The organism is Aerosakkonema sp. BLCC-F183 (assembly GCF_041929145.1).
GTDB lineage: Bacteria > Cyanobacteriota > Cyanobacteriia > Cyanobacteriales > Aerosakkonemataceae > Aerosakkonema.
In genome coordinates this window covers 268965-287055 of the sequence record NZ_JBHFNU010000087.1, presented here as the reverse complement: position 1 = coordinate 287055, position 18091 = coordinate 268965, and the positions used below count along the sequence as shown (strand labels likewise).

Genomic DNA, 18091 nt, shown 5'->3' with positions numbered 1-18091 from the left:
CTCCTTTAATTGGTATTTTCTCGAAAATGTTGCAGGTAAAGCTGTATAACGTTAGCTGGCGTTATCACTGACTTGGGATGTACTTTACTACCTGACCTTTCTACGGCAATCGCAACTGTAATTTCCAAATCTAAAAAACTGTCTATGATGCCTTTCATAGTTTGACAAGACTCAACTAAGTACAAACTATCTAAAGGCTTCATTATTTCACTCAAAGGCATATCCATTAAGTGAAAGTAGAGAGGGTGAGCCAAGGCAGTAATTTGATGTCTGTTTACCATCCCTAAGAGATTATTGTTGCTATCACAGAGCAAAATGAAGTTGATGGGTAGATAATTCATTGCAAAATAAGCTTTGTCCAATGTATCCTCTGGCAAAAGTTTGTAAATACCTTCGACAGCTAACTTGACTGAAAACAAGTTTTCTACTTTCGTTTCTACCCAAAAAGGATCAATTTTAATAAACTCTAATATTCCTTGATACGAAACTACACCTGCAATTGTTTCGTCATTGTTCAGAATAGGCACCATTTTAGGATCGGCAGAAGTTTTATAAGGATTCGTTAATTCTTCCAAAGGATAGATCAGGTATCCATCCTTAGAGAAGCGGCGAGTTACTTTCTTCAACTGAAAGACATCCCCGATGTTTTTTTTTATCGTACTAACGAGAGCATCATTGGCTTGTTTGCGGATACTGGAAAGTTTAATCTGGTATCTAATTGGAACGTCTGAAACCTGTGGAGGTACTTGGCTAAGAACAGATATATCGCTAATGCTGCCAGCAAATTTACCGTTATTATCAACAATGAGTATATCGCCAGCTTTTTGTAGTATCACCAAGGCTAAAGCATCCGATAGAGTATCAGAAGTATTTAAAACGCAAAAGTCATTACTTATGACTTTTTCAATGCTACTTAATAAATCAGGAGTTGCAGACATGGGATGTTTCTCAGAATTAGGAGGCTTCTCTAAAGCATCTTGCGAAGTGTTTTTTTTAACAAGTCCAAATTCCTTCTTTATGTTAATAAATAAATAGTTCAACTTTTGGAATAGCCGTTTAATTATGTTTATCATCACTCGTAAATTACAGATAACTTATGGATAATTTTCCAATCGTTTGAGTTACTAATTTTTCCATACTCAAAGTGATCGACAATAAATTTAATTAAAAGGGGATCTGACCAAGATGGATATTTATCTTGTACTGCCTTTAACTTAGCATCTTCATCTCCATTGTTATTTAAATTATAAATCTTTTGTATTTGCTCCATTAAAGTGTGATTTTTTTCTAAGGCATCATAAAAATCAGGAAAATTCATTTGTATCAGCAAAACTTTAGCCAACATTGGATAATTTTCTTTCCATTTTATCTTCTCGCTGGCTTGCGCTGGATTTATTTTTTTATTGATTCCTTCTACAATTTTTTCAATCAATTCAAAAGCAATAATAAACTGCTCTACTTTGCGAAGATTTGCTTGAGTAGCTGCCAAAATCATATTCCAGAGCTTTTCTACTTCTTCTTTTTCCTTCTGTGTTGGTTGTCCTTGGATGTCATAATTACCAATGATCATGGGAACACGCTCAAAAATCTTTCCGACTTCCTTGGGGTCTTTATCAGGCAAGAAAAAGTTAAGACGTATAATTTTTTCAATATACTCTTTCCCCGTTATCTTAATATCCTTGTACCTTTGACTAACTGCTTGTTCAATAACTCTTTTATCTAGCCCTATAAAGAAAATACAATTGACTTGACTCAAATAGAGCTTTAAAGATTCAAGTACAGCTAGTGCATTTTCTGGCAAGCAACGATCTAAGTCATCAATAAAAACTATAAGTCTGCCGTTTTTATCAACACAATCCAAAACGATATTTCTAAAATCTTCTTCAAAATTATTTAGGATTTGGTAAGGATTAATTGTTGGTTTATCTTCTTGTTGAAAAGCTTTTTCGATTTCCTTACTTATGTATTCAGTATCAATAGAGCCTAATGTAGCTGTTTTAATCACACCTCTACCTATGTGTCCTGAAAGTTTAGCCATAGACCAACCGAAAGTTAGAGCTTTTTCCATGATTTTCTTTCGTTTGTCTACATCCAATTTTGTGTCGTTAGAAATTTCAATCAAAATTACCTGGATTAGAGCATTTCGAGTATCTTCTTTGCTATCATACTTCCAAGGATTAAACCAAATTATTTTACGTTTTTTAGGCTTAAATTCTTCTTCTTTTGTTAGTTGTTTTCCATCTATAAATAATTGTTTAAAAATGTCTTCATTCTCTAGGATCGCCTTAATGCGACGCATCAAGGTAGTTTTCCCACTGCCCCAAGAACCGAAAATACCAACTGTAAAAGCTTCTTCACTTTTATAAGTTGCCTTTATAGCTATCCGGCATAATTCCTCTGCATATAGATCGAAGTTGAGATCTGGTTCTTTGTTGTATTCTCCCGTATATACACTTTCATTGCTATAAGGCATAGTTTCTCAATATCTATTTATATCTAATTACCTGGACAAAAATAGCCGATTTATGTAACAAAATGTTAACGGCTGGAACCCTTGAGATTTCAAAGCTTTAGCTAATTTTTAAAAGGATAGCAACTCGGATTGCGTTTTACCAGTGACAAAAAGTGATCAAAAGTGATCAAAAGCGATCGGATATTTCTGCGCGTGGTAAAATATAGAAAAAATATTTATAAGGAGAATTGACCCATGACCGTTGATGAAGCTCTTGCGATCGCAGAAACTGTCCTCGATGGCGAAGGCTTAAACGACGTGCAAGAACTCATCTTTAAACAATGTTGGTCAGGCAGATGCTCTTATGAGGAAATTGCTAAACTCTCCAAGTATGATGATGAATATATAAAATACGTTGCTGCTAAACTTTGGAAACAACTCTCAGAGGCTTTTAACGAAAAAGTAAAAAAGAATAATTTACAGTCGGTTTTTAAACGATACTTACGACGAAATCAAATAACTTTGCATCGAACTCAGGAAATAGAAGTAAACCTCAGCGGTGCAAATCTGAGCGGAGCAACATTAAATTTAGCAAGCCTAAGTGGAACAAGACTATTATTTACAAACTTTGGTGAAGCAGACTCATGTCAGGAAGATTTAGAACAAGCATTATTATTGGATAACGCTGACTCCTCAGAAGAAATTATCCAATCTGAAGAAGAAGATAAGCAGAAAATTGACTCTAGCCCAGAAGAAAAAATCTATTGTTGGAATGATTTATATTTCTACTCCGAAGAACAAATAAAAATAGCCGAAGCACTCGATCGCGCCAACATCCTCTTCTTCCCCAACTCGAAAGCACGCCTTACCACAACAGAAGGCAGACAAAATCAAGAACTCAACTTCCTAATTTTCCATCAAGGGAAATGGGGTATTTTAGAATTATCACATCCCGATAAAGCAAAAGCTGAAGACCGCGATCGCCTTTTTGAAACTCATGGCATCTGCATCATCCACTATTGCGACTTTAACAGGTGTAGCCAAGAACCCGATCGCGTTGTCCAAGAGTTTCTCGATATTTTGAGTCACGGATAGAGCTAGAGATGACCTAACCTTGGGAGGGGATGACAAGTGCGATCGCATTCTCTGATGAGTATATCTGCTTAGCTAGCGCCCTGAGTATTCTCTGGAGTGTGGGCGATTTGTCAACCGCATTTTTAGTGATTAATTTGTATAAGAAGTTACATTATTATACATCCGTACCGATCGCCCTCAACCAAGCCCAAATCTGGCTGCGCCATGTCAGCAAGAAAGAATTTTTACAGTGGACTAATCGCCTCAATTTAGGTAACAATTGGATAGAGGAAATCCAAGCTAAACTGAAAGTGTTCAACTTGGATGAAGCACCTTTTGCCCATCCCGTTTACTGGGCTGCTTTCTGTGCCATTGGGCAATAAAACCGATCGCACTTTAGATCAAATTAACCGACGAAAATGGATCAAACTATTCCCGCTTTACTGCAAGTATTCAAATCTACCCCTACCCTTTTTCCTGCTAAAACGATCCAAGATTTAGATCGCAAACTAGCTGGATTAGAAAACGAAAATATCCATATTGTCACCAAAGAAATCAAAGAATGGGTTAGCAAACAAACTCGCCCACTCAAAGAAAACGTGACTCTATTCGCCCAATCTTTTAGAGAAATCAAAAATGTGCGTAAAGTAGAAGCTAGTGAAGAGGAAATGCTGACAAACCGTTTCCGAGAATTGCGAGAGGCGGTGAAAAGTAAAGTCACTCAATCTCAAAGTAATTAATAAGACAAGTTGCTAGTTATGTACATAAAGGTACGTAGTTGGGCTTTAGCCCCTAAAGGTACGTAGTTGGGCTTCAGCCCCTAAAGGTACGTAGTTGGGCTTTAGCCCTCTTATTACACCTCGCATAAGAGGGCTAAAGCCCAACTACGTACAAAGGCTCGATCGCGCGATCGCTTCCATCCGAGGTATCGTTGAAATAGAACAAACGCGGATCGATCGCCAGCTAGCCAAAGCCGACAAAGATTTACAAAACGAAATACAAGCCATTGGTATAGCGATCGGCGCAGGTGCGATAATGGCTTCTACATCAGGATTAATCACACAACCTTGGCAAACTCCTTCCCTTTCTCGTCCCCTGCATCCTTTCCTGACAGCCTTTTTTCTCAGCGTTATAGTTGCTGTAGTAGCTGGATGGGGTGTGCGCCTCTGGCAAAAAACAAAAGATAAACAAAATTAACTCTAAAATCGCACATATCGTGTGCCAATTGCAAAACCGTCCCAACACAGTAAGAGTTATCAAACCTTGGAAAGCCCTAGTTGTGGTTGAATAGAGAGATTTTCCAAGATTCACTTAACAAAGTGTCACTTAAAATCCATCTACCACAAGAAATAATTAGAAGATTGTGGAAACAAGCTAATCAGCAAAAAGTTTTCATCCTACCATTGGAAGCCTTTATGCCACAACCACCAATTGTTCCACAAAAAGATACCGCCGCTTGGATTATTCAAGTTTGGGCTTCTTTTGTTCTTTCCGTTTCCGCAACTTCCGTCGGGATAATTTACCTACCTGTAGATGGCTGGGTAAAAGGTTATATGGGTATGGGTTTACTATTTTCAGTTGGCTCCACTTTTACTCTAGCCAAAACCACCAGAGATAATTATGAAGCTACAAAACTAACAGCTAGAATTGATGAAGCTAGAGTCGAGAAAATACTCAGCGAACACCATCCTCTTAAATAGGGAATAGGGGAGAGTGGGGGAGTCAAAAGTCAAAAGTCAAAAGTCAAAAGTCAAAAGATTAATTCTTCCGCTCCCCCACTCCCCCACTCCCCCCTCCTAATTCGGTACGCGCTTCATACCTCGCAACCAACGATAGGGATAATATAAAGGTACAAGAAACGGGTGAGGAATTTTGTAGCGTTGCTGCATATATTCGCGAGTTGGAAATAAGGTATCCCAAGCAATACGCAAACCTTGACGCCAATCTTTAGTACCTGCTAAATCAGCAAACAAACGCAAAGCCATTGTTTGATGTTGCCATGAATAAGTCCGCACTTCATCGCGTGAAGGTTGCAAAGCACGCAATTTTTCTATAACTTCCGCAGGAATAGGAGCGTTCCAATCATCAGCAACGCGCAGTAACATTTGCTGTACTGACAAATCCAATTTATATTCTTTAGCCTTAGCGATAATTTTTTCCCAATCTATCTGTTGTTTATAAAAATCTATAACAGCAGCGATATCGTGCAACCACAGCAAACTTTTACCACCGTGATGTAACATCAAATGAGCGCATAAATAAACCACTTGCGCTTCGCAACTCAACACAAACGCTGGTGCTAAATTAATCTTAGCAGGCAAAGAAGTTTCCCAAAACCAATCAGTTGTAAACGTGCGTTGATAGTAAATAGGAGCGATAAGTCGCCAGTGCAGGTCAATCACAATATCTACAAGTCCTTCCTTACGAAAAATCTCTTCATTGCGGAAATCTTCCGTAAAGCCAGTCTGCATCTCCACATATGCAGGTTTGTAACGCAAATCCGCCAAAATTTGTCTAGTCGTTGCTAAGTCTTCCGGATGAATAAGTAAGTCTACATCACTCATCGATCGCGCTGCAATATCACCATATACCGTTTCAGCCAAAGCAGCACCTTTGATCACCATAACATCTACTCCCGCAGCTGCCAGCTTGTGCAGCACATCACCCAATTCCTGCAATATCAGTGCATTACGACAAGCATTGTGATAGTAAGCTTTACGCCAAACTGCTTCTACCGATGCCGGAACTACATCTTGTCCGCGTACAATATGATAAAGCAGGGGTGTCAGAGCCTCAGCATCGATAATTTCCTGCAAATTTTGCCAATTAATATCGTTATTAGAAACTATTTCTCGTGCTGCCTGTAATACCTCTGAATTCGAGCCTCCGCGTAAAATAAAAAGTATAAATTGTTCATTCTTCATAGTTGATATTTCATTGCTATTTATCAATATTTATGAACGCAATTAGCTATTAACATTGATTTGAGCCTGCCATGATTGAGCATACATTTTTCCCAGAACCAATAACTCATCGTGGCTACCTGATTCTACAATTTGACCGTCTGTCATAACGTGAATAATGTCAGCACGTCTGGCTATAGTAAAGCGATGAGTGATAATAATTGCTGTCCGAAAGAGCGCCAATTGCCGAAATCTTTCCATCCAATCTGCTTCAGCCCAGGAGTCCATTGCGCTAGTCGGTTCATCTAATATAATTAAAGGAGCCTGACGCAGAAAAGCTCTTGCTAGGGCAATCCGTTGCCATTCGCCGCCGCTAAGTTCTGTACCACCTTCAAACAATTTGCCTAACAAAGTATGGTAACCTTTTGGTAAGCGATCGATAACTTCTTCCGCACCCGCCCCTCGCGCAGCATCGATAATTTCAGACAAACTAGCAGACGCCGTGACATCACCAAAACCAATATTTTCGGCTACGCTAGCATTGTAGCCAACTGGTTGTTGAAATAGAACAGTTATTAATCGTCGCAGGTGTTGGATAGGAAAATCGCGCAAATCTACATCATCCCATTTAATATTACCCTCCTGCGGATCGTACAATCGACATAGCAATTTCAGCAGTGTACTTTTACCTGCACCGTTAGCACCGACGATCGCTATAATTTTACCAGCCGGAATAGCAAGATTGAAGTTTTGTAAAGCTGCCTTTTGGCTACCCGGATAGCGAAACGTAACTCGATCGAAAAGGATTCCCCGTTTCAAGCTTGTGGGTGTCATTCGCGCTGACGGAGAGTCGATCGTTTGGGGTGGTAATTCCAGAAACTCGAACAAGTTGCCCAAAAACAGCATATTGCTGTAAATTTGGCCGAGATTTCCCAAAACACTTCGCATCACATTCTGACCGCGATCGAATGCCTGGTAGAATAGGGCCAAATCGCCCAGCGTTACCCTTCCCAGAATAGCTTGCCACACCATCCAAGCGAGAGCAACTGCGGTCAGCAAAAGCGCGATCGCACTAGCACCCAAATTCGCCAAACTCTCATTCCTCGCCAACTGCACCCGTTCCGAACGTAACTTTCGTCGCAAAATCTGATAAGCTGATTTAAAATGTTCTCCTAATCCAAACAAGCGCAATTCAGCCGCATACTGCATTTCTGTCAGCAGCCAATAATAATACCAGCTACGACGTTCGTCAGCAGTTGTCCGCAGCCACCATTGATAATTTTGGCTGCTGTAGCGCACAACAACATAAAAGGCAGGCAGAGTGCTGATTAGCAGCGCTAGAGGTAACCAAATACCAAAGCGCGTCAGCACCGCTGCCATTGCCATCAGGGTTATACTATTTTGCAGCAAATTGCCACCATTTTCCAGTAACGTCACCGGACGAAAATAAGCATCTTGACGGGCGCGATGCAAGCGATCGTAATATTCTGGTATTTCGTAAAAAGCGTAATCGATCGCGATCGACTTTTCGTGAATAAGATTAGATATATAATCTCTAACTAATTCTGATTGAACAGTACGAACCCAATTTAGCAAACTGCCAAGTACCTGAGATAATAGTATAATACCGCCCATTAAAGCAACTAAAGTCAGGGACGATCGCACTTTTTCCCAGTTAGCACCCGCACCTAAAGCTGGCACTAAACTATCCACAAGTTGCTGAGTTAAGTAAACTGTCACTACTGGTAATAATCCCTGCACTACCAACAGTATCGCCCAGACAATAGTCCACTTTTTAGCAGCTGCCCACACTAACGTCAGACTTCGCAGTAAATAAGGCAACTGAGTCAAACCACCCTTTAACTTAATCTTTAAATGTCTCAAACTTTTCATTCTCTAGCTTTAATACTTCATCTGCGTGCATCTAAGGTTAAAAATATCTAAAATTTTATTTAGACATCAACTTATATTTCTATTTACTATATTTTTTTGATAAATTCCCCACCCGCGTCAAAGCTGATTGCCAATTAGCAAAATAATCGGGAAATTGCGCTTGCACTTGAACCGCAATATCTCCCAACTCCTTACCACTACTCATCAATTCCAGAATTAGGCGATCGATTTCTCCCTCCTCATTCAGTGTCCCTACATAATTAGCAGATGTTTGACGCAATTCTGCTGGCGATAGCGGCATAGCAAAAAATGTAGATTGCTGGAACTTTGCCTTGAAATTTCCTGAATTATCTAGCACAAAAGTATGCCAACGCCAAATATAATTATCGCCTATTAAATTAGCTTGTAAACTAACAGAAACTCGCTCGCCAATTTCTAAAAAAACTGGTTTTGTCCACGGAAAGAAAGCAATACTGTAGATCAGTTCCGGCATTCCTGGTGCATTAGAAAAGCCTATCCCTTCTGCCAGAGTAGCATCAAACCAAACACTTAACCCGTGAGCCGTTCCACTTCTCGCCACATCCCAATTTATTTGGGCGCTAACATCGGGACTTTCTATTGTAGAATAATCCAAAGTCGCCCAAGATTGTGGAGTAGTTAAAAGTTGTGCAGGTGCTACCCAACCTTTACTCCAAATATTAGTGACAATTTGCCTTGCCGCCTTCATATCAAGTCCATAAGCGTTATCATCCCAAACAGATGTAATGCGACTGTATAAATGTGGTGCTTCCACTACTGCTGCCCACAAAATATCGCATTGAGGAATGAGTATGCCATCGGGAGAAAGCAAACGTTTTCTCGCATCAACAATCGCGGGAATATGCTGCTGAAAAAGTGGCAATATGCCGCGTATATCTGATATAATTACATCAGCTAATTGCGGCAAATGTACCTCAGTTGATAGCTTTTGGATAAACTCAATCCGGTCAGCATACCCATTGGCTGCCGCAATTTCTCGCGCCACTTGGATAGCATCGCTCGGCTCGATCGCATAAACCTTTTTAGCTCCAAATTGACAGGCAAGCAAGGCAAAAATTCCCGTACCAGTACCGATATCCAGTACCGTTGAGTCAGGTTTTACAGATTGGCGCAGTGCTTTAACGTAGGCATCCATTCGCCCTTTGTCAGCAATCATACTACCAAATCCGGAGATGCTATACATTGGTCACCGGTAATAAGGTATTAGTTATTAGGCAATCTCTCGAAATCCTCTAAAATCAGATCGCAGAGTTTTGAGAGATAGACTGGATCTGCGTGAGGCGTAACTCGCCGTAAAGGAACCTTAGTTACAACTCGACTCAACAAGTCAAATTCTTGACCGCGCATTGATTTATCTATTAAATTGCTTGCGTATGTGTTTGCCACTAAGGTAATTAAACCAGTATGGACAGCCACTGTTTCAATAAAGGGTGCAGCCGAAGAAGTAATGCGATCGCCTAACATATAAATAGCACCCAACGGAAGCGGTTGGTGCCGAAATTCATAACCTGCTTGAGTTAAATCCAGATAACGTTTATTCCAGTTCGGTGTCAAGCACGGCAAGGCATCCGGCATACCGTATAAAATCTCTACCGATTTAGGCCACAGGCGCACTCGCGGATAAGCCGATTGCACTAGATAACTATTATCCCGCGCCAAAAGCGGTAACACATCATCTGATAAAATCGGAAAACCAGCTTTAGCAAAAGCAGCTACTGTTGTGGACTTACCCGCACCTGCTGGGCCAACAATAGCAATACATTTGTCGCCAACTTGGACACTACTGGCGTGCAGACAAACCACACCCCGCAAACGCAACAAAAATCCCAATATCGGCCCTAGCAGGTAGGTAGCCGTATCTTCCAAGCTTAAATTATCCGGCCAAGTTGCCCAAATTTCCGTGCCCGATCGGTCAACGATGAATTCGGTGCGATCGCAGTATAAAAGCCGGAAATAGCGATCGTCAACTTTCCAAACCTGCAACGTCGGCTGACCGCATTCGTCTTGGTAAGGACTCACATAACCAACTCTATGTCGTCCTTCTGGAATATCTTCCCACCAAGGCGGCACACAAGACAACCAAACCCGAACATCTACTTCAGACCTAATTTGCGAAGGCACTAACCCCGGAATAAGCCCATTGGAATACAGTTGTAGGCCATAGACAGAATAAAAAAGCACGGGTTTCTTCTGGTACCGATAGGTTGCGGTCTTTTACATCACGTATTTGTCTTGTGGCTGGAGTCAGGAGTAGTAAAATTATCAAAGTTCTTAGTCGGGCCGCTGGAGTTTTTTGTAATTTCTCTGATATCACCATAGACAAACAAGTTGGGACTTTTATAAGGTTTCTTTCTCAATTTCTCATGATTAGAAAGCATAGTTTTCCTCCTTTGCTGATGTGTAATTAAATGTCTGCAAATGTTGTAACCAGTAATTGAGATTCAACACACGCAGATCGATCCATACTTCATTAATATCCTGCTTTATTCCAGAAACCAACGGCAGAGCATTTCGCTTCACATATTTGGTCAGCACTGGTGCCAGGTCAAATCGATCCATCCACTGCGAACCAGCTTGCTTTAATAGTAAGCTAATCGGATCGCCAGCTAGTGGCGATTTTGGACGCAGACGCACCGACTCTGGTAGAATCCCCCCCATTGCCACCCGCATCAGTTCTTTATGCAAGCACCAAGGTACTGGTGGAATTGCCAATAAGTAATTTACCAGACGCAGATCGAAAAATGGATATCGTACCTCGACAGGCAAACCGGTTACTCCGGGATCGTACCTTTCAAACAAAAACGACCAACTCGAACTGGTAAGCTGTTGATATGCCTCTGGGCGGACTGGATGAATCAGCGGTTTTTCACAGTAAAATTGCTCCCATCTCGCAGGCAAATCCCATTTCGCGGAAAAATCAGAGTCGATCGCACTGGGATAAGCAGGCACCGGGGGACGAATTCCCAACCATCGCTTCACCCTCGATCGCACTCCCGGTGGGGGTAGCCGTTGATGAGACACAACATACTCAATCGTATCTACGATCAAACGACCTAGTTGCCCGTTTTTCAGGAGGTACGCAAAATAAAAGTAAACTCCCCAAGCATAAAAAACCGGATCGCCACCATTCCCATCTAACAGAACTCGGCTATGGGCTGCAACTTGTTTGAGTCGATCTGCAAAAATGGCTAACATAGAGACATTGGTAGGTTCGGGATGACCCCATTGGGGTTGTTCCGCTTGCTCAAACAAAGTATACTCGTCTGCAACTAGATAGTATATGGGAATATTTAAAGCTTCTGCTACCAGTCCCGCATAATAACGTTCTCGATCTGGAATTAATTTGTCATAGACGACAGTGAACGCTTTTAAATCAAAAGTATCTCGATCGCACAATTGGCAGGCAGTGGCGGCTATGGTTGTAGAGTCCATCCCCCCACTCATCGATACAGCAACGCGGTTTGTTCGCAGTCTGTCACCAACAGCCGTTGCCATCAACTCTCTAAAATGTTCGACGTATTCTTCCCGTCGTTTGTATCGAATATAACCATCTAGTGGTAGTGTCCAGTAACGTTTGATATTTAACCCAAGATTAGACCAAGTTAAATAATGTGCGGGCGGTAGACGTTGGATATCTGCAAAAGCAGTTGTATCTGGCTCTTGGTTATCACCGAACAACAGAAAATCTGCAATGGCTAAATCGTTCAGCTTATCCGAGACATAGGGGTGAATCCGTATACAATTTATCGTATTGCCAAATATCAAACAATTTCCCACACGGGCATAGTAGAACGGTTTCACCCCAAAATGGTCTCTGGCACAAAATAACCGTTGCTCTCTAGAATCCCAAATCGCAAAAGCAAAGTCGCCCAGCAAGTGTTCCAGGCAATCTTCCCCCCAAAGGCAATAAGCGTGTAGGATAAGTTCCGTATCCGTCGCTGTCTCAAGCGCTATAGTGCCATTCAACTTTTGAATCAGTTCTGCTCTACCATCTACCCGCGCATCAGCGACAATCCAAACCCGATCGTCCCAGCTAAAAGGTTGTTGCTCTCTGGCAGACTCTGTTGTTGTCCGCAGCAGCGTATTACCGAAACCTACATTACCATCAAACCAGATATTCTGTGCATCTGGCCCTCGATAGCTCATAAATGCAGTCATTTGCTGCAACAGCTGCTTGTCGATTGGCTTACCGTCCAAATTAACGATCCCAACGATACCGCTCATGGTGCTTTTGCCCCCATTGGTGAGATAGCATCCGCAAAAGGCGCAAATCGCTCGCGAACGTCGCTGCGATCGTTCAGCACCACACCAAAATATTCTACCCAAGCGTGAGCCTCTAAACTTTCCTCCTGTTTGCGTACACCTATACGCAGGTCAGTTTCTATACCTTCCCGTTGGAGTAACCACCAGATAACTAAAGACTTTTGCAAGCAGTTGGCGCTATAGAAACCGTACTGGCTGGCTATACCCACGATCCGAGCGATCCTATGCGCCTTAGTTAGGCATTTGCTCTCATCCCGCCCTTGGCTTTTCTCCACCATCGGCGATAAATACCTTTCACCCCCACTAAGCTTAGCGATGGCAAAATATATGCGTCGGAAGCCAAAAAACTTTAGAGACAAAGCCATCAGGGGCAGCAGCACTATCGCCCAAAGCAGTAGCGTCAGCTCTGCCTTAGATAATTTCCGTAACTTGTGCCAACTACTGATTGCTGACATTCACCAATCCATGCTCCAGTAGCTGCTCGATCAAACGATACAAGTCACTACGTAGCTGTTCCGGAGCTACATCGTATTCTAATAGTAAAGCTTCGTAAGCTTCCTGTATCAAATCATATCTACTCAGAGATGCCCACATACGAGTGCCAGTTTCATCCAAGCCAAAATAACGTTCGCTTTTAAGATTGAGAATAACTGATTCGCCGTCTAGTTCTCGAAACAAGACATCATCTGCGATCGAAATCCGCATATTCAAAGAAATCGTCAAAACTCGCCTTACCTCTCCTATATACTCCTATTTCTAAGGCTATCTTATCTATAAGAGCAAAAAAAACCAACATTCACAAAAAAAAGGCCGAGCGATACAGCCCCACCTTGATATCCTCCTATAGGAGTCGAGAAAACCGGTTTTTTCATTCGCTTGACGAAGCTTCTAGCTTCGATGCCCGACGCCTTCTGAATTTCTCTTCGGCTTCCGCTTTTGCTGACGGCGTTTGGTAGTAAGGAGCGCCCGATCGACCGGAAATCCCACCACAGGCGGTATCACTTGCTCCTCTCGTTCCGCTTCCAGTTTCTTCAACTCTGTATAGTCTACCCAGTGTATGCAATCGACCGGACAAGTATCGATCGCTTCTTGGATCAGCTCTTCCGAGTCACCATCTTGCCGAACGACGCGAGAGCGACCGTAGTCTGGTTCTATGTAGAAAGTATTGCGGGCTACATGAGCGCAATGCTTGCAGCCGATGCAAGTAATCTCATCTACATAAACACCTTTCTGACGCAGGACACCACCCAGTTCCGGCTCAAAACCCGATCGCTCTGGCTCATCTCGAAAGACACCACCCAGTTCCGGTTCCAAACCCGACCTTGTGGAGTCTGTCGTCTCGCCTACCGAATTTTTGTCTGCCAATGGTTGAGAAAAATTCGTGGCATCATCTCCTGGTGGGCCAGAAAAGTCAGACATCAGCTTCTCCAGCGTTGTACTACCAGCCGGATCGAACCATCTTCATTTTGTTGTTGTTCCGCAACTTGAAAACCTTGCTTAGCGGTTTCGTTCAATACCGTTTGAAAAGCATAACGCTGAGTCACCTTGCTCAGAAATCTATCTACAGAGGACGCTTGCTGCCAAAACTGTAAGTCAGCCACCAATTCGTACTCGTTGCCATTCCAGCTAAAACCGATGTCGTAACCGTTATCTTGTTCGATCGCAATTTCCGCATTTACCGTTTGACCCCGATAACCGCGCACCGGGCAAGGGCCTTCTTTCCAGTCAATCCCTAAATCTGTCAAAGCAGCTTGTAGGGAAGCAAGATTGCGGATTTGAGTTTTGATTTGGCTAAAGTGTGACATATGCTCCGGTAAATAAATCAAACTAGACTGAAAAAAAATTACCACTCGCTAAAAGTGGCTTGGGCTGTCGCTGTCGCAGGCTGTTCCAGCACTGCTGCGAAATATTCAGATGTTTGCTCCTGGCTGAGTACCTGTCCGAGCTGAGCTTCAATAGCAGCAGTCACCTCAGCACACGAGTAGCCCACAATGCCAGTAACTTTTTCTTTTACCCGACCGTCGGGATAAATGACAAACTCTAGTGTCTCCATGCTCTTAACTGAACCCTAAAGACTACTTGAAATCAGCGATCGATCTGGTAGCAGGCTCCCGCCTTGGCACAAAGGCTATTCGGCAAAAGCTTCTGTTTATTTCACTTTACCCATACAGGTTAAAGCGAATCAAAACTTAACACAACTTATTAATTAAGCGATTAAGTCCTCAATTATTTGTCAGTTTCGCTTAACTAGCCACAGCAGTCAAGATATCCAATGACATATAACCCAGGATAATGAGAGGTTGTCGGAATATAAGGTGTCTTATGAGTGCAGAGCAGATCGCAAATCCCATTCGTGTCGGAGTACTGGGTTTTGGCGGGTTGGGGCAAGCTGCCGCCAGGGTGCTGGCCCCCAAAAAAGAGATGATTTGGGTAGCCGCAGCAGATCGAGAAGGCTATGCCTATGTTAAAGAGGGGTTAAATGCAGATACCTGTATTGCCACTTACCAGTCACGAGGTTCCGTGGGATACTTGCAGCCAAGTGGCACACTCAGCGATCGCAGCATCCCAGATTTAATCGCACAAGCCTCTGTGGATGGATATTTCTTAGCCTTGCCAAACTTACCAAACACGTTTATCGCTTCTGTAGTGCATCAGTTTATCCAATCGGGTTGGCAGGGAGTTTTGGTAGATGCGATCAAACGCACTTCGGCGGTCGAGCAACTGCTGGAATTAAAAGATACCCTGCGACAAGCAGGAATTACTTACATGACTGGATGCGGAGCAACTCCCGGACTGCTGACAGCAGCAGCTGCCCTGGCTGCACAAAGCTATGCGGAAATTCACAGCGTCAAAATTACTTTTGGTGTCGGAATTGCTAACTGGGAAGCTTACCGCTCTACTATCCGCGAAGATATTGCCCATTTGCCCGGTTATAACGTTGAGAAAGCCAGAGCGATGACAGATGCGGAAGTAGAAGCGCTTCTGGATCGGACTGATGGTATACTTACCCTAGAAAATATGGAACACGCCGACGACGTGATGTTAGAACTGGCGGGAATTTGCTCGCGCGATCGCGTCTCCGTAGGCGGCGTCGTCGATACCCGCCATGCGAAAAAACCCCTCAGCACTAACGTCCAGATAACGGGTCGCACTTTTGAGGGCAAAATCTCGACCCATACCTTCACTCTGGGAGATCAAACCAGTATGGCAGCAAATGTATGTGGCCCCGCCTTTGGTTATCTCAAGGCAGCCACAAGTTTGCATAAGCAGGGCACATACGGCTTGTTTACCGCCGCAGAAATCATGCCCCAGTTCGTCCGATAGAGGATAGGGCGTCGGGAAAGAAAAGGGAAAAGAGAAAAAATTCCTTGTTTTGACTTTTGACTTTTGACTTTCCCTATACGGCTGGACTTTCCGACGACAAGGCGGGTGGAGTTTCTTCCTCGTTAAAACTATCGAGATTCTGAACTACAAAAGGTAGATAAGCTCCGCTCAGCCCCCGTATAATCCGTTCTGGAGTTTGGGCAAAAAGAACAAACAGAGGATGGATGTTTTCCGCCTCCTCACTGAGAACGTGTTTGTAGCGAGAGGGCATCACCCACTCATAACCTCGTTCCAGTAGCACCTGAGTCTGCCGCCAACGACTGAGCAGATCGGAAAAATCTTCTTGAGGGCGATGAATAAAAACGAGAATTTCTACCCCTGTTTTAATTTTCCATTCCGGGTCGCACATTAAAATTGCTACATCGCAAGGTAGACAAATAGTCTCTTTTGTGGTATTGATAACACCAATTTGCTTTGTGGGCGATAAAGCCTGATTAATGCGTACCAACGGCAAAGGAATAGCAATTATGCTTTCATCCGGTCGTCGCAGGCTGGGGATCAGCTCCAAATAGGGACGATGTTGCTTCAGAAGCGCGATCGCTCCCATTTGGCTGCTGTACTCCGCCAGTAAAGCTTCGTAATGAGATGGTTTGACAGACATCACCCGATCGGGACTCCCATAATTTACACCATCATTTCTGTATTTTACTCAGGCCGATCGAATCAGGCTTCCAAAAATCTTTTTTTCTTAGCCGATCCCGTCCATAACTTTGAACATAGGTAGATACATAGAGAGCAAGATCATACCCACCATACCCGCGATACCAACCATCATCAACGGTTCCAGCATACTGGTAAGACCTTTAACAGCTTGCTCCACTTCATCTTCGTAAAATTCCGCCAACTTCAGCAGCATTTTGTCGAGTTCTCCCGTTTCTTCCCCAATGCTCATCATTTGAATTGCCAAAACGGGAAACACACTCGCTCGTTGCAAAGCAATGCTGATCATGCCACCTTGTTCTACTTCTTTGCGAGCGTCCTCAATAGCAGTAGCAACAATAACGTTACCTGCTGTATCTCTCACAATTTCCATTGATGTCAGCATTGGTACGCCCGAACGAGTTAACATCCCAAATATGCGACAAAAACGAGCCACTGCGGTTGTTCTGATCAGTTCTCCAACTATTGGCAGTTTCAACATTGCTTTATCTATTTGCCAACGACCAGCCGGAGTTTTGTAGTATTGCTTGTAACCCCAGATTGCTCCCATCACAGCAGCAATACCAATAAATATGTTGAAATTTCTGTCTGGATCTGGTAAAGTCGGCCCCCGCAAAAATTTACTGATGGCTAGCATAAACTGAGTCAACGCGGGCAATTCCATCCCAAGATCCTCAAATATCTTGGCAAAGATGGGCAGCAAAAAAGTTGTCATCGCGATAAAAATTACCACTGCCAAACCACCCACCATTTTTGGGTAAGCCGAGGCTGACTTAATCTGGTTCTGGAGTCTGACAGAATCTTCTAAAATTTTCGCGACCCGGTTAAGTACTTCATCGAGAATACCGCCAGTTTCTCCCGATTCCACCATCGCCACATACAAACCGTCAAAACAATCCGGATGTTTACGTAAAGAATCTGCTAAACTGACACCCTCATTCACATCAGCGCTAACTTGCGTCAAAGCTTTTTTAAGCTTTGGATTGGTACATTGATCGGTCAACACGGACAAACATCTCACCATCGGTACTCCCGCGTTGAACATGGCGGCGAATTGGCGAGAAAACATCGCCAATTCTTTGACCGTGATCTTGGCAAGCAAACTACCCAAGTCAGGCATTTGAAAGCTTTTCGATTCCTTCAGGTCTTGTACGATCAGACCTTTCCGCATCAGTTTCTCTTTCGCTTCAGCCAGAGAGTTTGCTTCGACTTTTTCGGGTTTTTTAGAATCCCTAACTGTAGCAACGTAGGTAGGCATAGTTTATATCCAATATTAAAATTTGTTTTTTACCAAGTTGCAGATGTAATGCCGAATTTTTTTATTGCTTGTGGTTTGCCGTTCATTGTTGATTGTGAGGGCCGGCGAACCGCATACTTAAGGAACTAAAGTTTTAACCGCACTTGGTATTAGTTGTTCTCAGTC

20 protein-coding genes are annotated in these 18091 nt (G+C 42.9%); 6 read left to right on the top strand and 14 right to left on the bottom strand.

Annotation, left to right across the window (positions count from 1 at the left end; genetic code table 11):
- Positions 1 to 5 precede the first annotated feature (5 nt).
- Together ACE1CD_RS26215 and ACE1CD_RS26210 are read right to left on the bottom strand one after the other, a co-directional pair.
- Positions 6 to 1073: a hypothetical protein gene (locus ACE1CD_RS26215; RefSeq protein WP_374826728.1), complete on the bottom strand. Its 1068-nt coding sequence runs from the start codon at positions 1071 to 1073 to the stop codon at positions 6 to 8.
- Positions 1073 to 2473, bottom strand: coding sequence for a P-loop NTPase fold protein (locus ACE1CD_RS26210; protein WP_374793003.1), 1401 nt, complete (start codon positions 2471 to 2473; stop codon positions 1073 to 1075). Before ACE1CD_RS26210 ends, ACE1CD_RS26215 begins: the two co-directional genes overlap by 1 nt.
- 234 nt (positions 2474 to 2707) lie before the next feature.
- Here ACE1CD_RS26210 and ACE1CD_RS26205 point away from each other — a divergent pair, with 234 nt between their 5' ends.
- The 5 genes from ACE1CD_RS26205 to ACE1CD_RS26185 all read left to right on the top strand — a co-directional run bounded on the left by ACE1CD_RS26205 (position 2708) and on the right by ACE1CD_RS26185 (position 5226).
- Complete coding sequence (locus ACE1CD_RS26205) at positions 2708 to 3547, top strand: pentapeptide repeat-containing protein (protein WP_374793001.1); 840 nt, start codon at positions 2708 to 2710, stop codon at positions 3545 to 3547.
- A gap of 29 nt (positions 3548 to 3576) precedes the next feature.
- Positions 3577 to 3909 carry a CHAT domain-containing protein gene (locus tag ACE1CD_RS26200; protein ID WP_374792999.1) on the top strand — a complete coding sequence of 111 codons (333 nt, stop codon included), beginning with the start codon at positions 3577 to 3579 and terminating at the stop codon, positions 3907 to 3909.
- Positions 3910 to 3945: 36 nt separating this feature from the next.
- On the top strand, positions 3946 to 4266 hold the full coding sequence (locus tag ACE1CD_RS26195) for a hypothetical protein (protein ID WP_374826727.1): 321 nt from the start codon (positions 3946 to 3948) through the stop codon (positions 4264 to 4266).
- Positions 4267 to 4360: 94 nt separating this feature from the next.
- Positions 4361 to 4723, top strand: coding sequence for a hypothetical protein (locus ACE1CD_RS26190; RefSeq protein ID WP_374792995.1), 363 nt, complete (start codon positions 4361 to 4363; stop codon positions 4721 to 4723).
- 122 nt (positions 4724 to 4845) lie between these two features.
- Entirely contained in the window at positions 4846 to 5226 is a 381-nt protein-coding gene (locus ACE1CD_RS26185; RefSeq protein ID WP_374792993.1) for a YiaA/YiaB family inner membrane protein, read from the top strand.
- Positions 5227 to 5322: 96 nt separating this feature from the next.
- On the opposite strand, the gene ACE1CD_RS26180 is transcribed toward ACE1CD_RS26185, so the two are convergent.
- The 10 genes from ACE1CD_RS26180 to ACE1CD_RS26135 all read right to left on the bottom strand — a co-directional run bounded on the left by ACE1CD_RS26180 (position 5323) and on the right by ACE1CD_RS26135 (position 14677).
- Positions 5323 to 6450 (bottom strand): nucleotidyltransferase family protein, encoded by a 1128-nt coding sequence (locus tag ACE1CD_RS26180; protein WP_374792990.1) that lies wholly within the window; start codon positions 6448 to 6450, stop codon positions 5323 to 5325.
- Between the two features lie 42 nt (positions 6451 to 6492).
- Complete coding sequence (locus ACE1CD_RS26175; RefSeq protein ID WP_374826726.1) at positions 6493 to 8322, bottom strand: ABC transporter ATP-binding protein; 1830 nt, start codon at positions 8320 to 8322, stop codon at positions 6493 to 6495.
- Between the two features lie 79 nt (positions 8323 to 8401).
- The gene (locus tag ACE1CD_RS26170; protein ID WP_374792986.1) at positions 8402 to 9544 is read right to left on the bottom strand and encodes a 50S ribosomal protein L11 methyltransferase; all 1143 of its coding nucleotides are present in this window, start codon (positions 9542 to 9544) and stop codon (positions 8402 to 8404) included.
- A 20-nt stretch (positions 9545 to 9564) separates the two neighbouring features.
- On the bottom strand, positions 9565 to 10482 hold the full coding sequence (locus tag ACE1CD_RS26165; RefSeq protein WP_374792984.1) for a serine/threonine protein kinase: 918 nt from the start codon (positions 10480 to 10482) through the stop codon (positions 9565 to 9567).
- A 246-nt stretch (positions 10483 to 10728) separates the two neighbouring features.
- Positions 10729 to 12585: an asparagine synthetase B family protein gene (locus ACE1CD_RS26160; RefSeq protein ID WP_374826725.1), complete on the bottom strand. Its 1857-nt coding sequence runs from the start codon at positions 12583 to 12585 to the stop codon at positions 10729 to 10731.
- The gene (locus ACE1CD_RS26155; protein ID WP_374792980.1) at positions 12582 to 13079 is read right to left on the bottom strand and encodes a lasso peptide biosynthesis B2 protein; all 498 of its coding nucleotides are present in this window, start codon (positions 13077 to 13079) and stop codon (positions 12582 to 12584) included. Before ACE1CD_RS26155 ends, ACE1CD_RS26160 begins: the two co-directional genes overlap by 4 nt.
- Positions 13063 to 13347: a PqqD family protein gene (locus ACE1CD_RS26150; RefSeq protein WP_374792978.1), complete on the bottom strand. Its 285-nt coding sequence runs from the start codon at positions 13345 to 13347 to the stop codon at positions 13063 to 13065. The genes ACE1CD_RS26155 and ACE1CD_RS26150 overlap by 17 nt, the downstream gene beginning before the upstream one ends.
- Before the next feature lie 165 nt (positions 13348 to 13512).
- Positions 13513 to 14043, bottom strand: coding sequence for a ferredoxin (locus tag ACE1CD_RS26145; protein WP_374792976.1), 531 nt, complete (start codon positions 14041 to 14043; stop codon positions 13513 to 13515).
- Positions 14043 to 14429: a DUF1257 domain-containing protein gene (locus ACE1CD_RS26140; RefSeq protein WP_374792974.1), complete on the bottom strand. Its 387-nt coding sequence runs from the start codon at positions 14427 to 14429 to the stop codon at positions 14043 to 14045. Before ACE1CD_RS26140 ends, ACE1CD_RS26145 begins: the two co-directional genes overlap by 1 nt.
- Positions 14430 to 14467: 38 nt before the next feature.
- Positions 14468 to 14677 carry a DUF2997 domain-containing protein gene (locus ACE1CD_RS26135; protein WP_190465588.1) on the bottom strand — a complete coding sequence of 70 codons (210 nt, stop codon included), beginning with the start codon at positions 14675 to 14677 and terminating at the stop codon, positions 14468 to 14470.
- Between the two features lie 269 nt (positions 14678 to 14946).
- Here ACE1CD_RS26135 and ACE1CD_RS26130 point away from each other — a divergent pair, with 269 nt between their 5' ends.
- Positions 14947 to 15948 (top strand): saccharopine dehydrogenase-like oxidoreductase, encoded by a 1002-nt coding sequence (locus tag ACE1CD_RS26130; RefSeq protein WP_374792972.1) that lies wholly within the window; start codon positions 14947 to 14949, stop codon positions 15946 to 15948.
- Positions 15949 to 16021: 73 nt separating this feature from the next.
- Here the strand turns inward: ACE1CD_RS26130 and ACE1CD_RS26125 are convergent, their stop codons facing one another.
- Complete coding sequence (locus ACE1CD_RS26125; protein ID WP_374792970.1) at positions 16022 to 16609, bottom strand: hypothetical protein; 588 nt, start codon at positions 16607 to 16609, stop codon at positions 16022 to 16024.
- An 87-nt stretch (positions 16610 to 16696) separates the two neighbouring features.
- Positions 16697 to 17926: a type II secretion system F family protein gene (locus tag ACE1CD_RS26120; RefSeq protein ID WP_374792968.1), complete on the bottom strand. Its 1230-nt coding sequence runs from the start codon at positions 17924 to 17926 to the stop codon at positions 16697 to 16699.
- Positions 17927 to 18091: the final 165 nt, after the last annotated feature.